Origin of the sequence: Kitasatospora sp. Root107, from assembly GCF_001424875.1 — a bacterium.
Lineage (GTDB): Bacteria > Actinomycetota > Actinomycetes > Streptomycetales > Streptomycetaceae > Kitasatospora.
In genome coordinates, this window is sequence record NZ_LMCT01000031.1 from 98,045 (window position 1) to 113,597 (window position 15,553).

Consider the following 15,553-nt stretch of genomic DNA (forward strand, 5'->3'; position numbering starts at 1 on the left):
CGCCCTGATGGACCGTCAGCACCCGTGACTCGGTACGATCACTTGCCCATGGACGCGAACGAATCAAGTGCGCTGGTCGCCGTCCCGCCCGGGCGAGTGACACTGTCGGACCGGCGGACGCAACGGAGTTGGTCGGCCGAGCTCGCGCCCTACCGACTGGCGCCGTACCCGGTCACCCAGGAGCGGTACGCCCGGGTCACCGGCCTGCGGCCGAGCACCGCACAGGGCGGCCAACTGCCGGTCGAGGGCGTCTCCTGGCAGGACGCGGTCCGCTTCTGCAACGCCTGGTCCGCGCAGGAGGGACTGACGCCCGCCTACCGCCTGCACGAGCAGGACGCCGAGACCGTCGAGTGGGACACCGCCGCCGACGGCTACCGGCTGCCTACCGAGGCCGAGTGGGAGCACGCCTGCCGGGCCGGCACCACCGAGGCCCGGTACGGCCCGCTCGACGAGATCGCCTGGCACCGGGGCAACTCGGACGAGCGTATCCACCCCGTGGGCGGGCGGCAGCCCAACTCCTTTGGCCTGTACGACATGTTGGGCAACGTCTGGGAGTGGTGCTGGGACGTCTACGACGCCGAGGTCTACGGCACCTACCGGGTGCTGCGCGGCGGCGGTTGGTTCGACGAACGCTGGAGCTGCCGGGCCTCGGTCCGCCGCCGCAGCCACCCCACCTTCCGGATCGACGACGTCGGCTTCCGGGTCGCCCGGTCGCTCCCGGCGACGCCTGCGCCCGGCTGAACTGCTTGGACGCCGTTGTCTTTCCGATATCGATAGAGCAACGGCTGGTTTGCGCACTCAGCGCACGAAGACCATTCCTGTGCCGTGGTTGTCGGGAGAGGTCAGGCCCCAGAGCATCAGCCCCACGATGATGGCCAGCAGGATCAGCCCCGGCACGTTCTCGGGCCCCCAACTGACGGGCTGCCGAACCGGTGGACCGGGTGTGGCGTCGCTGCGTGCAGCGTCGGAGTCGGCGCGCTGCCAGGGCGCGACATCGGCCTCACCCCGGGCGATCCGCGCGGCAACGTGGCGCACGTCGGCCGCGTGGTAGGTCGGCTCGCGGGTCAGGTCCGGGGAGGGCGCAGCCGAGGTACGTACGCTGTTGGCCCGCGCCACGGCCCCGATGCTGCCCGGCCTGATCTGCGGCCAGATCTCCCGGACTTCGGCCTTCGTCAGCCAGCCTTCCCCGTCCTCAAGGTCCTGCTCATCCGCTGCCCCCATTCGAAGTCCGCCCCCTCGCTCGCCGATCACCCTTGGCTTGATACCCAGACCACCGAAAGATCACCCGGCCGGGCAGTCACACTCGAACTCACGCCCACCGCGATCGGTAGAGAACCGACTTCTTTGACCGCGAGGCCGCCCGCCGCCCTGCTCCGCACCTTCCTGGCCTGAAACCGTAACCTCCGAGCGGGCCGCGAGCGTGGGTATGTACGAAAGGTTTATTCACGATCGGGGAGGACGCAAACACATGATGCGACGTTGGATGACGGCACCGATGGCACTGGTACTCGCAGCGGGGATCGCGACGGCGGTGGTGCCCACGGCGTACGCGGCGACCGCCACCAGCAGCACCGCGTGCGAGACCGGCTGGGGCAGCCTCAACAAGCAGAGCCCGGTCTTCGACTACGAGCACCAGCCGATCACCGGCATCAGGACGGGCACCCACCCCTGCTACGACCGGATGGTCATCGACGTACCCGGCACCTCGACCGCCAACCCGCTCAGCTACCGCGTCCAGTACATGGACGGGAACACCATCTACCAGGCCGGCTCCGGCGACCCGATCACCGTCGGGGGCGGCGCAGTCCTGGAGGTCGTCGTGATGGCTCCCGTCTACGACCCGGCCACCTGGGAGGTGGTCTACCCGGCCAAGGCCCGCCAGCCGCTGCCCGGCGTGGACCTGACGGGATACCAGACCTTCCAGGACACCAGGTTCGCCGGCAGCTTCGAGGGAGAGACCCAGTTCGGCCTCGGCGTCCGGGCGCGGCTGCCGTACCGGGTCTTCCAGCTCGACAACCGCCTGGTCATCGACGTCGCCCACAGCTGGGGCACCACCGCCTGACCCTCTTCCTCGGCTCTGCCCGGTCCGCAGCTGTACGGACCGGGCAGAGCCGGACGGACACTGTGTTGCCCGGACGGCTCGGCACCACGTACCCGCCGCCTGTTCCACTGTCAGGTCCATACCGCTCCTTCGTCCGCACTGTCCGGACGATCACGGCAGCAGGTTGCGACAGCGTGGCAGGCACCGGCGAGGGTACCTGTTCCGTAGCGCCCGGGCCGGCATGGATCCGGGTCGCGACAGCGGTCGGTGGTGCCCGGCCTGCGGGCGTCAACCAGGCCGAGCGGCCCGGGGTTTAGGCTGTGCTCACCCAGGAACGCGAACGGGACGGGTACACGGTCGTCATGTGGTCCCATCAGACCCAGCTGGCGCTGGAGGAGTGGCACGAAAGCGGGCGGCTGGTGCAGGCCTGGCGCGAGCTCAGTGGCGTCCTGGTCGACCCATGGCCCCGCATCACCGAGCAGTCCGCGCGGCAACGCCACTCCGGACCCCACAGCACGTACTACGGTTTCGGCCGCTACTGAGGCTCGACATGGGGACGACGAGAACCCGATCGAGGCGGCGCTGTCCTGTGGAGATCCTGGTGGGAGCACCATGTCGTCCGGGGAAGGGCCCTCCCAGTGGGCTGACCCGGACCTGTCCGGGCTGCGGAGCCCTACTCTGCTGCATGTGAGGGATACCAAGGCATTCAAGGATGCGGTGGCGCAGACGCTGGCCGAGCTGGCCCGGTTGGGTGTGACGGTACGGCCCGGCACGGTCGCCGACACCATCGAGCGGAACATCAGCGCGGTGGCCGCACGGATGGGAATCCAGGAGCTGTCCGCCTGGCGCTATTTCGACGCGACGAGGCTCGCCTCGGCCATTGCCCTACAGCGCCAGGAATCCATGGACAGAAGCACGCCCCAGGACGCCGGGCATGCGCCCATGCCTCCGGTGGACAATCCCGAGCTGGCCTTGCTCCTGGCGGGCTTTCCCGACCTGCTCGCCGAGAACGGCGGGGACCTCTATGCCGCGCTCGTCAACGTTCTCGTCAACGCCTGGCTCGCCGGCCACATCCACGGCGAGGACGGCTGCTCAGGCTGCGACGGTAGTCGGGGGCCGGCAGGCCACGACTGGCAGGCTCGCATGAACGCGATCACCACGCTGGCCCCCGACATCACCAGGTGGTTCGACCGCGACGTATGGACCACCGCCCTTCAGGACTGCGGCTACGGCGTCACCCGACGCTGATTCCCAACCGTACGGGCCGGAGTCTTTGCCAAACGGTCGACCACCGCAGGCCCCCGGGCGGGTAGCTTTCGAAGCATCCATTGATCTTGACGTGAGGGCCCACCAGCCCTCAGAAGGGGTGTGCCATGAACGTGGTCGACCTGATGACGACCGCAGCCGAGCTGCCGCAGGCGTGGAGCTCCCGACGGCTGGGCCAGGTGGGGGCGGCCTGTGTGAAGGTGCTGCGGATGGACGAGCTGCCGGTAGAGGAGGAGCGGCACGGTGCCGACGAGGCTCTCCTCGTACTCGACGGCCGCCTGGAGTTGGAGGTAGCCGGCACGCCGGTCCCGGTCCGGGCGGGCGAGTTGTACCTGGTGGCGGCGGGAACCCCGCACCGGGTCCGTCCCGGCAGCCGGGGCACGCTGGTGATCGTGGAGCTGACCGAGGACTGACGGGCGGGCGCCGGAAGCCCCGGCCGAGCCGACCGAGGCTTCCGTCCTGCGTGTTACCGCCCCAACTCCGCGGCGAACAACTCCCCAACCCGAGCCCAGGAGTCGTCAGCGGCCGCCTTGTCGTAGGGCCCGCGCCCGGGGAAGAAGAACGCGTGCTGCACTCCCGGGTAGACCACCGTGTCGTGGCGCACCCCGGCCGCCGTCAGTGCGTCGCTGATCATGCTGCGCTGGTCCGCGGCGATGACGTGGTCGAGCTCCGCGAAGACCAGCAGCATCCGCACGTCGCGGTCGGCGATACCGCCGGTCGCCTCCAGCAGCGGTTCCGGACGGCTCAGCGCGGTGCCGGCCACAGGCAGCCAGCCGGGGTAGAAGACCGCCGCCGCGGCGAGGTCGAGCCGGCTCGCGGCGAAGTAGGCGATGTGACCGCCGAGACTGAAGCCGAGCACCCCGGCCTTCCCGGTGGCCGCCTCGTGGTCGCGGACGTGGGCGAGGCAGGCCCGCAGGTCCGCTTCGACGCCCTCCCGGGTCAGTTGGCCCAGCAGGGCGAACCCGCGCTCCCGGTTGGCGTCGCTCTCCGCCAACCCGGCAGCGGTCTCCGGGCCGGAACGGTGGTACAGGTTCGGGGCGATCGCGACATGGCCGAGCGCCGCCACCTGCCGCGCGACCTCCCTGACCTCCTCGGTCACACCCCACAGCTCGGAGCAGACCAGCACGGCCGACCGCCCCTCGCCCCCGGACGGCCGGGCCAGGTAGGCGGTCATCGGCTGCGAGCCGCCCACCTCGATGTCCACGTCCTGCGCAACAATCTCGTCTGCCATCGAATCCCCCTCGCACCGACCATCCCTGACGCCCTGTCAGATCACTGTCGGCCACCGGGCACCCTATCCGCTCCTCACACACCCGGACCACGCCACTCCTGCACCACGCGCCTCACAGGTTGTCGGGACCGCACGCTACGTTGGGCGGATGACCGATACAGCGAGCAAGATCGAGCGCATCAGGCCGAAGCAGTTCCACGAGACCGCCGGCCTGGCGGACTGGCGGGTGCTGGGTGAGGGGGCGTGCGCGTACTTCCGTACCGGAAGCTTCGCCGTCGGCGCCCGACTCGCGCTGGCGATCAGCGAGTTGCCGGGCCTCGCGGACGGTGAGCCGGATGTCGACCTGCGGCCCGAGGGCGTGACGGTGCGGCTGATCACGGTCGCCGAGGACTACTACGGGCTGACCGAGCGACACCTCGAGCAGGCCCGGCAGATCTCGGCCGTGGCACGCGCCCTGGACATCCCGGCCGACCCGACCGCCGTGCAGACCGTCCAGGTCACCGTCGACGCCCTGGCCGGGCCCGAGGTGGTGGCGTTCTGGCGGGCCCTGCTCGGCTACCGGGACCGGGCCGGCAGCGCGGAGGATCTGATCGACCCGCAGCGCCGCGGGGCGCCGTTCTACTTCCAGCAGATGGACACACCACGCCCGCAGCGCAACCGGGTGCACGTCGACGTCTGGGTACCGTACGACCAGGCGGAGGCCCGGATCGCCGCGGCACTCGCGGCGGGCGGACGGCTGCTGAACGACGCTGACGCCCCGTCGAACTGGGTGCTGGCCGACCCGGAGGGGAACGAGGCCTGTGTCGGTGCGGCGGGCTGGACCGGGCCGGAGCCCACGCACTCCTGAAGCCCCCGGAGAAACAACAGAGGCAAGAGGGAAAACCCACCTCCTGCCACTACCAAGATATAGCGCACCGGGGGGCTTGCCGCAAGCCCCCCGGTGTACCGCAGAATCACTGATNCCCCCCTCCTGCCACTACCAAGATATAGCGCACCGGGGGGCTTGCCGCAAGCCCCCCGGTGTACCGCAGAATCACTGATCTGAACCAGAACCTGCGGAATCGGGAGATTCACGAAATTGCGTGTGCAGTTGTCAGCTGACGGGTCGTCCACCAGCGCGTTCGACCTCCCCGACCACCTCTCCGGCAAGGCCGACCCGGCCCTGATCGGCCGCGACGAGCAGCATTTCGCGGCCATCTCCGAGAGCCTCGAGCAGACCATCGCCGAACTCTCCGGCCGCCTCGACGCCGAGCGCAAGGCGCCCGGCGGCATCGGCCAGGGGGCGATGGACCGGGACCTGGAGATCCACCGGCTGACCGGTCGCCTGCGCGCCCTGCGCCGCTTCGGCCTGGACCTGTGCCTCGGACACATCGTCAGCACGGACAGCCCCGAGCCGGTGTACATCGGCCGGCTCGGCCTCACCGACAGCACGGGCCGCCGGCTGCTGCTCGACTGGCGCTCCCCCGCCGCCGAGCCGTTCTTCGCGGCGACCCACGCCAACCCGATGGGTCTGGCCAGCCGCCGCAGGTACCGCTGGACCCGGGGCCGGGTCAGCGACTACTGGGACGAGGTGTTCACCGCCGACGCGCTCGAAGGGCACGCCGCACTCGACGACCAGTCCGCCTTCATCGCCAGCCTGGGCAGCAACCGGTCGGCCCGGATGCGCGACGTGCTCGCCACCATCCAGGCCGACCAGGACGCCATCATCCGGGCGGGCTCCCGGGGCGCGCTGGTCGTCGACGGCGGTCCTGGTACGGGGAAGACCGTCGTCGCCCTGCACCGTTCCGCCCACCTGCTCTACTCCGACCCCCGCCTCGGTCACCGGCGCGGCGGCGTGCTGTTCGTCGGTCCGCACCAGCCCTACCTGGCCTACGTCGCCGACGTGCTGCCCAGCCTCGGCGAGGAGGGCGTGCAGACCTGCACCGTGCGGGACCTGGTCGCCGAGGGGGCGAAGGCGGCGGTCGAGACCGACCCGGAGGTGGCCCGGCTGAAGTCCTCGGTGGACCTGGTGCGGGCGATCGAGCCGGCCGTCGGCATCTACGAGGAACCGCCCACCAAGGGGATGACGGTCGAGACCCACTGGTCCGACCTCTGGCTGAGTGCCGACGACTGGGCCGCGGCGTTCGACGCACCGGACCCGGGCACCCCGCACAACGAGGCGCGTGACCAGGTCCTGGAGGAGCTGCTCACCATCCTGATGGACAAGGACGACAGCGAGGCCCCGCCCGCACAGCTCCGGCGCTCACTGCTGCAGAACCGGGAGCTGATCGGCACCCTGCACCGCGCCTGGCCGATGATCGAGGCGACCGACCTGGTCGGCGACCTCTGGTCGGTGCCCGCCTATCTGCGCAAGTGCGCGCCCTCGCTCAGCCCCGAGGAGGTCCGCAAGCTGCAACGCGAGGACCCCAACGCCTGGACGGTCTCGGACCTGCCGCTCCTGGACGCAGCCCGGCAGCGGCTCGGCGACCCGGAGGCGTCCAATCGCAAGCAGCGGCACAACGCCGCGGTCGCCGCCGAACGCGCGCGGATGGTCGACGTGATCGACCACCTGCTGGAGGCCGACCACGACGGTGACGGCGTGGTGACGATGCTGCGCGGGCAGGACCTGCAGGGCACCCTGGTCGACGACAGCGCACTCCCCGGCGCCGACCCGGAACCGCTGGCCGGCCCGTTCGCGCACATCGTCGTGGACGAGGCCCAGGAACTGACCGACGCCGAGTGGCAGATGCTGCTGCTCCGCTGCCCGTCCCGGAGCTTCACCATCGTCGGGGACCGCGCCCAGGCCAGGCACGGGTTCACCGAGTCCTGGCAGGAGCGGCTGGAGCGGGTCGGTCTTGACCGGATCAGCATGACCTCACTGAGCGTCAACTACCGGACGCCGGAAGAGGTCATGGCGGAGGCCGAACCGGTCATCCGGGCCGTGCTCCCGGACGCCAACGTACCGACCTCCGTCCGCAGCAGCGGCATCCCCGTCACGCACGGGTCCGTCGCGGAGCTGGACTCGATCCTCGACACCTGGCTCGCCGAGCACGCCGAGGGCGTCGCCTGCGTCATCGGTGATCCTTCCTTCCCTCCGACCTCCCGGGTCCGCTCGCTCACCCCGGAGCTCTCGAAGGGCCTCGAGTTCGACCTGGTCGTCCTGATCGACCCGGAGACCTTCGGCGAGGGCATCGAGGGAGCGGTCGACCGCTACGTCGCGATGACCCGGGCGACCCAGCAGCTCGTGATCCTCACCAGCTGCTGACCTCGGCCCGGCCGCGATCCGGCCGCCCGTCGTGGCTCCAGCGGAACTCCACCTCGGGGAACCGCTGTGACGCGCTGTCCAGCAGCGGGGACGGGCGGCCGAGCAGGAAGCGGTCGAAGAAGGTCCTGGTGTACGTCCGGATGATCTCGGTCGAACGGGCCGGGGCCAGTGTGCCGAGCAGTTCGGCGTACCAGTCTGCGGGCCAGCTCGCGGGCAGACCGCCCTCGGCGGCGAAGTGCGGGAGGTCGGTGTAGGTCAGGTGCCCGCTGCCCAGGGCACGCAACTGGCGGGCCCAGCCGCGTTGGTGGTCCCGCCGGCGGCGCCAGGTGTCGTGCTCCTCCAGTGCGGTGAGCAGCAGGTACGGCCGGTCCAGACCGAGCTCGGGGACGGACGAGCCGAAGAACGCGGAGTCCAGGCCGAGCCCGGCCCTGAACCGGCCGTCCACCCGCAGGACTTCGGCGGCGGCGGACCCGCCCATGGAGTGCCCGAGCACCCCGATCCGCCCGGGGTCCGCCGTGGGCCGCCCCGGGCGCCCGCCCTGACGGTGGGTCAGGCTGGTCGCGACGAACCTCAGGTCGCCCACCCGGGCGGCGATCTCCAGCCGCTCCTGAGCGTCCCAGTCGGCCGGCTCGTTCGGCAGCACGCTGCGCACCACCCGCCCGTCGGGGAACTCCACCAGCGCGGCGTCGTACGTGTGGTCCGGCGCCGCAACCAGGTAGCCGTGCGAGGCCAACTCCTCGGCCAGAGCTGTGCAGTTGCCGCGCCCGCCCTGCCGGCCGTGGCCGAGCAGGAGCAGCGGCAGCGCGCCGGGCACGGCCGGTGCACCGACCCGGGCGTGCGGCCGGACCGCCGACACGGTACCCGGCGTCAGGGGCAGCCCCGCCTCCAGATCGGCGGCGACCAGGTCGCTCGCGTAGCGGGCCCTACGGTGTCCGGCAGTGGTGAGTGCGGGGTACCAGAGCTGCACCATCAGCTCGCGGGGCCGACGGTCCGGCGCGAACGGGTCGTCGCGGTCCCGGTCCACCAGGTGCAGGTCCACGGTGCCGACCGGTCCGCGGCCGGTCGGGGCCGGGAGTTCGATCGCCCGGGTGCCCGTCCCCACGCTCACTCCGCTGTCCGCTCGCGCGGCTCCGGCCGTGACGGTGGGCAGCACGAGCGCACCGGCGCCCACTCCGCCGAGGACCAGGACCGACCGACGCGAGACCATCTACCACCCCAAGGCCACCGTGCGCGTACCTGACGGCCACTCAGCCTAGGTGGTCTGGACCACACTGCCTAGACCAGCAGCCAGACCGGCCGTCACCCGAACTGCTGAACCACCGGCACGCCCCACATACGCCAGGCCGCGAACGGGTAGTCCGACCACGAAGGTTCACCACGGGAACGGGAGACACGCATGGCACCCACTCGCATCCTGGCCACGGTCGGAGCCACCCTGGCCGTCCTGCTCGGCACCACCGCCGCCGCCCCCGCCGAGCCCGCCCAGCCGCTGCTCGCAGCCTCCTGCAAGGCCGCCGCCTGCAACGGCAAGGACCCGGTCTCGGCGGGCTGCGACAGCGACGGGAAGCTGGTGGAGAGCGTGCCGCTCGCCTCCGACCGGAGCATCAAGGTCGAGCTGTTCCACAGCAACGCCTGCCAGGCGAACTGGGCCCGTAGCGTCAACGCGCCGGACGGCGGCGCGGTGCTGGTGACCAACAAGCGTGGCGCCAAGTACGTCCGGAACACCAGCGGCGCCAAGAAGTACGTCTGGACGCCGCTGGTGGACGGCACCGTCCAGGCCCAGGCCTGCCTGGGCCCGCAGAACAGCGATGCGCTGACCTGCACGAAGTACCACTGACCAGCCGTCAGCCGGCGGCCTCCGCCCGCAGGTCCTCCTCGGACGCCCCCAGCCGCCAGTAGCCGGAAAAGGTGACCGTCCGCCGGTCGAACCCCCGCTCGCCGACCAGGTGGCGGCGGACCGAGCGGACGGCTGCCGCCTCCCCCGCCACCCAGGCGTACGGGGTGCCCTCGGGGAGGGTGGCGGCCCGCAGGGCGTCCAGCACCACACCGGGCCGCGCACCCCCGCGCGGCAACCAGTGCAGCTCCAGGTCGGCCACCGAGTCGAGCTCCAACCGGTCGGGCCCGTCCGGGACTTCGAGGAAGGCCAGCGCCCGGGTGCCGGCCGGGAGCCACTCCAGGATCGCGGCGGCGGCCGGCAGCGCCGTCTCGTCGGCGGTCAGCAGCACCCAGTCGGTCCCGGCCGGGGGCCGGAACTGCACGCTGGAGTTGTCCGCCACGGTCGGGCCGATCAGCAGCACCCGGTCGCCCTCGGCGGCCCGACCGGCCCAGCGCGAGGCCGGGCCGGTGTCACCGTGCAGGACGAAGTCAACGTCCACCTCGGCGAGTTCGGGCCGGGCGGCGCGCACGGTGTACGAGCGCATCACCGCCCGGACCTGCTCGGGCAGCGCGCGCCAGGCGTGGAACCAGCCCTCGCCCTGCTCCACCGGGACCACCGGTGCGTCCTGGCCGGGGTGCGGCAGGAACAGCGAGAAGCTCTGGTCCCGGCCGCCGGAGGCCAAGCCGGTCAGCTGCTCACCGCCGAGGGTGACCCGGAGCAGCGCGGGGCTGATCCGTTCGGTGCGGACCACCCGGGCGGCGAAGAACGCGAAGGGCAGAGTCATCGGAACATCTCCTGGAGTGACGGACGGTCAGCCGAGCCTGCGGGCGCCCTGGACGGCCTTGGCGAGGTTCTCCAGCAGCGGCGCGGCGCCCGCCCAGGAGAACCGGGGCACCGCGTCCCAGGGGGTGATCTGGCCGGCCTTCACGGCGGGCAGCTCGGCCCAACCGGGCTTCGCCGCCAGGTCCTTGGGCTGAAGGGCGGTGCTGCGCTGGTCGAGCAGCAGCAGGTCGGCCTGGTACTTGCCCGCGTTCTCCCAGCTCAGGCTCTCGAAGTAGCCGCCCTGGTCGAGCCGGTCCGGGACGATGATGTTGACGCCCAGGTCGCGGAAGTACATCAGGTCGGTGCTGACGCCGGGATTGGAGGCGTAGAACAGGTCGGCCGCGCCGGAGCAGGCCAGCACCCGCAGCCCGCCGCTGGCCTTGGCGGCCTGTCGCAGCGTCTCGGCGGCGGCCTCGAACCTGGCCTTGGCGTCGACCACCGGCTTGGCTGCCAGGTCTGCGCCGAGCGAGGCCGCCAGCTCGGCGTACCGGCGGATCGGCTCGGTCAGCGGGACCCGGCCGGTGGTGACCGTGGCCACGGGGGCGAGCGCGAGGATCTTGTCCCTGCTCTCGTCCGGCACGTACCAGTAGGCGTCCGGGTCGTACATGTGGGTGACCAGCAGGTCGGGGCGGAGCGCGGCGTACTTCTCGATGCTGAACTCGCCCCAGGCGTTGCCGATGATCTGCACCTTGGCCAGGTCCAGCCCGCCCGCCTGCGGGTCGGGCTTGCCGTCCGCGCTCTTGGTCTCGCCGAAGACGCCGACCAGTTGGTCGTGCAGGCCGAAGTCGTGCAGCGCGGCGGCGGCGCCGGTGAAGGCGACGATCCGCTGCGGTCGGCTCTTCGCCGTGACCTCCTTCTTCCGGTCGTCGGTGAACGACCACGGGCCGCCCGACGCCACGTCACCGGCGCCCGCCCCGGACGAGCCCGAGCTGCCGCAGGCGGCGATCAGGGCGCCGGCTCCGACGGCGCCGGTGGCGGCGAGCAGGCCGCGACGGGTGAGCTGGGCGGGACCGGCGTGAGGCATGGCGGTGGCTTCTCTCGTCTGGGCAGGGTGTGCGGGCAGGCCGATGGACAGGCCTTCCGGACGGCATACATTAGGTTAGCCTAACCATAGTTACTGTCCATCAGCTCGGGTCCTCACCCTGGGTCGCACCGGAAGTCGCGCCACGTGTCCTTGACCAAAGCTCCTCCCCGCCGGGCCGCCGGGCTGTTCGCCTGCCTCCTGCTGCTGCTCGCCGTCTGCGCGCTCAGCCTCGCCGTCGGGGCCCGCCAGCTGACCCTGCCCCAGGTCTGGCACGGGCTCTGGGACGAGGGCTCGACCGGCTGGACCGTGGTGCACGAGATGCGGCTCCCCCGCACCCTGCTCGGGCTGCTGGTCGGCTGCGCCCTCGGCCTCGCGGGCGCCGTGATGCAGGCGCTGACCCGCAATCCGCTGGCCGACCCCGGCCTGCTGGGCATCAACGCGGGCGCCTCGGCCGCCGTCGCCACAGCAATCTCCTTTCTCGGGGTCACCGACTTCACCGGCTACATCTGGTTCGCGCTGCTCGGCGCCGCCCTGGTCTCGGCGTCGGTGTACGCGGTCGGCGGCGGACGCGGCGCCACCCCGGCACGGCTGGCCCTGGCCGGAGCGGCGCTGAACGCCACCCTCTACTCGTACGTGACCGCGGTGATGCTGCTCAGCGCGGCCTCGCTGGAGCGGATGCGGTTCTGGACCGTCGGCTCGCTGGCCTCCGCCCAACCGGCCACCGTGGTCAAGGTGCTGCCGTTCGTCCTGGTCGGTACGGTGCTCGCGCTGGCGCTCGCCCAGCCGCTCAACGCCCTTGCGCTGGGCGAGGATTCGGCCACCGCGCTGGGTGCCAGGCCCGGCCGGGTCCGGGCCGGGGCGCTGATCGCGGTCGGCCTGCTCTGCGGGGCGGCCACCGCCGCCTGCGGACCGATCGTCTTCGTCGGCCTGCTGGTCCCGCACCTGGTCCGCGCCCTGACCGGCCCGGACCTGCGCTGGCTGCTGCCGTACTGCGCGGTGCTGGCCCCCGTGCTGATGGTCGGCGCGGACGTGCTCGGCCGGGTGCTCGGCCGCCCTGGTGAGCTCCAGGTGGGCATCGTCACGGCGGTGCTCGGCGGTCCGCTCTTCCTGTACTTCGTCCGGCGGCCGAAGGCGGTGCGGGCATGAAGGTGCTCAGGACGGCCGGTGGGCTGTCCGTCCGCCTCCGGCCCCGGGCCCTGGCCGTGGGCGCGCTCTGCCTACTGGCCGCCCTGGCCCTCGGGGTGCTGGCGATCGGCAGCGGCGACTTCCCGATGGCCCCGGCCGAGGTGCTCCGCGCGCTGGCCGGGAACGGCGACCCGGCCCAGGAGTTCATCGTCCGTCAGCTGCGGCTGCCCCGGGTGGCCACCGCACTCCTGGTGGGCGCCGCGCTCGCGCTCTCCGGCGCGATCTTCCAGTCGCTGGTGCGCAACCCGCTCGGCAGCCCCGACGTGCTGGGCTTCACCCAGGGCTCGGCGGCCGGGGCGCTGACCGCGATCGTGCTGTTCGGCGGCAGCTCGCTCGCCCTCTCGGTCGGCGCGCTCTCCGGCGGGGTCCTGACCGGCGTACTGATCCACCTGCTGGCCTGGCGGCACGGGGTGCACGGCAGCCGCCTGGTGCTGATCGGGATCGGCATCGCCGCCGTCCTCACCGGCATCAACGGCTATCTGCTGACCCGGGCCCAACTCACGGACGCCGCCCGGGCGATGCTCTGGCTGACCGGCAGCCTGGACGGGCGCGGCTGGGAGCAGGCCGTCCCGCTGCTGGCGGTGCCGGCCGTGCTGGTGCCGGTGGTACTGCTCGGCTTCGGGCGCTCGCTGCGCCTGCTGGAGATGGGCGACGAGGCCGCGTTCGCCCTCGGTGTCCGGGTCCGGCTGGTCCGGCCGGCGCTGCTGGCCGCCGCCGTCCTGCTCGCCTCCCTCGCGGCAGCGGCCGCCGGGCCGGTCTCCTTCGTCGCCCTGACCGCCCCTCAGCTGGCCCGCCGGCTGACCCGGGCGCCGGGGCCGAACCTGGCGGCCTCGATGACGGTCGGCGCGGCCCTGCTGGTGTCCGCCGACTGGCTGGCCCAGCACCTGGTGCCCGACCGGCAGTTGCCGGTCGGGGTGGTGACCGGAGTGCTCGGCGGCGGATACCTGGTGTGGCTGCTGGCCACCGAACGCAAGGCGGGGCGGCTATGACGGACCGTACGAGGAGCAACGGCATGACGCAGCACACCCGACTGACGGGACGGAGCCTGACCCTCGCGTACGAACAGCGGGTCATCGCCCGGGAGTTGGCGGTGGCGATCCCGGACAACTCGTTCACCGTGATCGTCGGGCCGAACGCCTGCGGCAAGTCGACCCTGCTGCGGGCGCTGGCCCGGGTGCTCCAGCCGAAGGCCGGTCAGGTCCTGCTGGACGGCCGGGACATCTCGACCGTCGCCCCGCGCACTGTGGCCCGTACCCTCGGCCTGCTGCCGCAGAGCTCCGTCGCGCCGGACGGCATCACGGTGGCCGAGCTGGTCTCCCGGGGCCGACACCCGCACCAGGGGCTGCTGCGGCAGTGGTCGCGGGAGGACGAGCAGATCACCGACGAGTCGATGGCCGCGACCGGGGTGCTGGAACTGGCGGGCCGTCAGGTCGAGGAGCTCTCCGGTGGCCAGCGGCAGCGGGTCTGGATCGCCATGGCCCTGGCCCAGCAGACCCCGTTGCTGCTGCTGGACGAGCCCACCACCTACCTCGACATCGCCCACCAGATCGAGGTGCTCGACCTGTGCGCCCGGCTGCACGAGGAGCAGGGCCGCACCCTGGTCGCCGTCCTGCACGACCTCAACCACGCGGCCAGGTACGCCACCCACCTGATCGCGATGCGGGACGGCAAGGTGCTGGCCGAGGGCGACCCCGCGCGGATCGTCACGGCCGAACTGGTCGAGCAGGTCTTCCGGTTGCGCTGCCGGGTGATCGAGGACCCGGAGACCGGCAAGCCCCTGGTGATCCCGGCCGCCCGCGCCCGGGCCTGACCGGGCCCGGCCTCAGCCCGGGGTGACGTCGGCGGTGGTGTCACGGGTGGCCGCCATCGCCTGGCCGCCGATGTCGGCCGCCCCGTCCAGCTGCTGCTGCCACCAGGCGGCCATCGCGGGCTCGGTCATCGCCGACCAGTCCGGGGTCCGTTCCGCCTGGGCCAGGCCCAGGCGGCGGGCCAGCGCCACCAACTCCTGTCCGGTGGCGCCCCGGGCGGCCTGGTAGGCGGCCAGCAACCCGTCCCAGGAGTCGGCCTGCCGCCAGGCGGCCTCGAAGGCGGTGGCGTCCTGCAGGGCCTTGGCCGCCCCGCTGGTGTTGTGCGGCCGCACCACCGACGCGGCGTCACCGCCGAGCAGCAGCCGGTCCGCGACGGTGCGTTCGGTCCGCAGGTCGTAGATCGGCTGGAGGAAGGTGTGCTCCGGCGGGGTCAGGCCGATCACCTCGGCCCAGTACGGCGGGAACCAACGCTGCGTCAACCGGGCCAGATGGTCGGCGAGTTCACCGGTCACGCCACCTGGCGGGAAGCTGGTCGGGTCGTCCAGCCGCAGGCCGGTCTCCGGCGGGGTCGCGTAGAACACCCAGTTCACCATCGGACCGGTCGGCCCGGGGATCCGGTACAGGACACAACTCCCGCCCGGGATACCGATGGTGACCGCATCGGTGACCGGCCAGTCGGCGCCGCCGTCCGGCGGGGTCCCCAGCTCGGCCAGCCGGTCGGCGGGATAGCTGCCGCGCCAGCAGACGTACCCGGCGTAGCTCGGCCGGGCACCGGGACAGACCGCCTCCCGGACCACCGAGCGGTAGCCGTCCGCGCCGATCACCAGGTCGAAGTCCTCCACCGCCCCGGTCGCCAGCCGCACTTCGGCCCGGTCGGCGAACCCCCGTACGCTCTCCACCCCGGCGCCCTGGCGGTACTGCACCGACGGCGGCGTCGCGGCGCGCTGGCCGCGCCAGAGCAGGCCCCAGTGGTAGGAGTGGAACGGAAAGGGCTGGTCCCAGATCACCCGCCCGGTACGGGAGTTGCCGTCCAGGGCCACCCACTTGCGCCGGGTC

The 15,553-nt window shown here is 72.2% G+C and carries 17 protein-coding genes; 11 read left to right on the forward strand and 6 right to left on the reverse strand.

Annotated elements, in window-relative coordinates; translation table 11 throughout:
• Positions 1-48: 48 nt before the first annotated feature.
• Positions 49-741 (forward strand): SUMF1/EgtB/PvdO family nonheme iron enzyme, encoded by a 693-nt coding sequence (locus tag ASC99_RS25090; protein WP_057235985.1) that lies wholly within the window; start codon positions 49-51, stop codon positions 739-741.
• A gap of 57 nt (positions 742-798) precedes the next feature.
• On the opposite strand, the gene ASC99_RS25095 is transcribed toward ASC99_RS25090, so the two are convergent.
• Positions 799-1,251, reverse strand: coding sequence for a hypothetical protein (locus ASC99_RS25095; RefSeq protein ID WP_157531727.1), 453 nt, complete (start codon positions 1,249-1,251; stop codon positions 799-801).
• Between the two features lie 244 nt (positions 1,252-1,495).
• Here ASC99_RS25095 and ASC99_RS25100 point away from each other — a divergent pair, with 244 nt between their 5' ends.
• The 4 genes from ASC99_RS25100 (at position 1,496) to ASC99_RS25115 (ending at position 3,720) form a co-directional block, all read left to right on the forward strand.
• Entirely contained in the window at positions 1,496-2,062 is a 567-nt protein-coding gene (locus ASC99_RS25100; protein WP_235583130.1) for a hypothetical protein, read from the forward strand.
• Positions 2,063-2,403: 341 nt separating this feature from the next.
• The gene (locus ASC99_RS25105) at positions 2,404-2,583 is read left to right on the forward strand and encodes a hypothetical protein (protein ID WP_157531728.1); all 180 of its coding nucleotides are present in this window, start codon (positions 2,404-2,406) and stop codon (positions 2,581-2,583) included.
• 145 nt (positions 2,584-2,728) lie between these two features.
• Positions 2,729-3,289 carry a hypothetical protein gene (locus ASC99_RS25110; RefSeq protein ID WP_235583131.1) on the forward strand — a complete coding sequence of 187 codons (561 nt, stop codon included), beginning with the start codon at positions 2,729-2,731 and terminating at the stop codon, positions 3,287-3,289.
• Between the two features lie 125 nt (positions 3,290-3,414).
• Positions 3,415-3,720, forward strand: coding sequence for a cupin domain-containing protein (locus tag ASC99_RS25115; RefSeq protein ID WP_057235994.1), 306 nt, complete (start codon positions 3,415-3,417; stop codon positions 3,718-3,720).
• Positions 3,721-3,773: 53 nt separating this feature from the next.
• On the opposite strand, the gene ASC99_RS25120 is transcribed toward ASC99_RS25115, so the two are convergent.
• Positions 3,774-4,538 (reverse strand): dienelactone hydrolase family protein, encoded by a 765-nt coding sequence (locus ASC99_RS25120; protein WP_063857180.1) that lies wholly within the window; start codon positions 4,536-4,538, stop codon positions 3,774-3,776.
• Positions 4,539-4,686: 148 nt separating this feature from the next.
• On the opposite strand from ASC99_RS25120, the gene ASC99_RS25125 reads away from it, so the two are divergent.
• Positions 4,687-5,385 carry a VOC family protein gene (locus ASC99_RS25125; protein ID WP_057235998.1) on the forward strand — a complete coding sequence of 233 codons (699 nt, stop codon included), beginning with the start codon at positions 4,687-4,689 and terminating at the stop codon, positions 5,383-5,385.
• A 237-nt stretch (positions 5,386-5,622) separates the two neighbouring features.
• Positions 5,623-7,782 carry an RNA polymerase recycling motor ATPase HelR gene (gene helR, locus ASC99_RS25130; RefSeq protein WP_235583132.1) on the forward strand — a complete coding sequence of 720 codons (2,160 nt, stop codon included), beginning with the start codon at positions 5,623-5,625 and terminating at the stop codon, positions 7,780-7,782.
• On the opposite strand, the gene ASC99_RS25135 is transcribed toward helR, so the two are convergent.
• Positions 7,769-8,989, reverse strand: a complete 1,221-nt coding sequence (locus ASC99_RS25135) for a hypothetical protein (RefSeq protein WP_057235999.1) — start codon at positions 8,987-8,989, stop codon at positions 7,769-7,771. The two genes, helR and ASC99_RS25135, sit on opposite strands and share 14 nt — an antisense overlap.
• Before the next feature lie 189 nt (positions 8,990-9,178).
• On the opposite strand from ASC99_RS25135, the gene ASC99_RS25140 reads away from it, so the two are divergent.
• Complete coding sequence (locus tag ASC99_RS25140) at positions 9,179-9,619, forward strand: DUF2690 domain-containing protein (RefSeq protein ID WP_057236001.1); 441 nt, start codon at positions 9,179-9,181, stop codon at positions 9,617-9,619.
• Positions 9,620-9,626: 7 nt separating this feature from the next.
• On the opposite strand, the gene ASC99_RS25145 is transcribed toward ASC99_RS25140, so the two are convergent.
• Complete coding sequence (locus tag ASC99_RS25145; RefSeq protein WP_057236003.1) at positions 9,627-10,442, reverse strand: siderophore-interacting protein; 816 nt, start codon at positions 10,440-10,442, stop codon at positions 9,627-9,629.
• 27 nt (positions 10,443-10,469) lie between these two features.
• Positions 10,470-11,504, reverse strand: a complete 1,035-nt coding sequence (locus ASC99_RS25150; RefSeq protein ID WP_057236004.1) for an ABC transporter substrate-binding protein — start codon at positions 11,502-11,504, stop codon at positions 10,470-10,472.
• A 144-nt stretch (positions 11,505-11,648) separates the two neighbouring features.
• Between ASC99_RS25150 and ASC99_RS25155 the strand changes: the two genes are divergently transcribed.
• Genes ASC99_RS25155 through ASC99_RS25165 form a run of 3 tightly spaced genes read left to right on the forward strand, consistent with a single transcriptional unit; the run spans position 11,649 to position 14,499 of the window.
• The gene (locus ASC99_RS25155; RefSeq protein WP_057236007.1) at positions 11,649-12,650 is read left to right on the forward strand and encodes an iron ABC transporter permease; all 1,002 of its coding nucleotides are present in this window, start codon (positions 11,649-11,651) and stop codon (positions 12,648-12,650) included.
• Positions 12,647-13,678: an iron chelate uptake ABC transporter family permease subunit gene (locus ASC99_RS25160; protein WP_057236010.1), complete on the forward strand. Its 1,032-nt coding sequence runs from the start codon at positions 12,647-12,649 to the stop codon at positions 13,676-13,678. The genes ASC99_RS25155 and ASC99_RS25160 overlap by 4 nt, the downstream gene beginning before the upstream one ends.
• Complete coding sequence (locus ASC99_RS25165; protein ID WP_082598601.1) at positions 13,675-14,499, forward strand: ABC transporter ATP-binding protein; 825 nt, start codon at positions 13,675-13,677, stop codon at positions 14,497-14,499. Before ASC99_RS25160 ends, ASC99_RS25165 begins: the two co-directional genes overlap by 4 nt.
• 12 nt (positions 14,500-14,511) lie before the next feature.
• On the opposite strand, the gene ASC99_RS25170 is transcribed toward ASC99_RS25165, so the two are convergent.
• On the reverse strand, positions 14,512-15,553 hold a 1,042-nt coding region (locus ASC99_RS25170; RefSeq protein ID WP_235583133.1), incomplete at its 5' end, for a monooxygenase.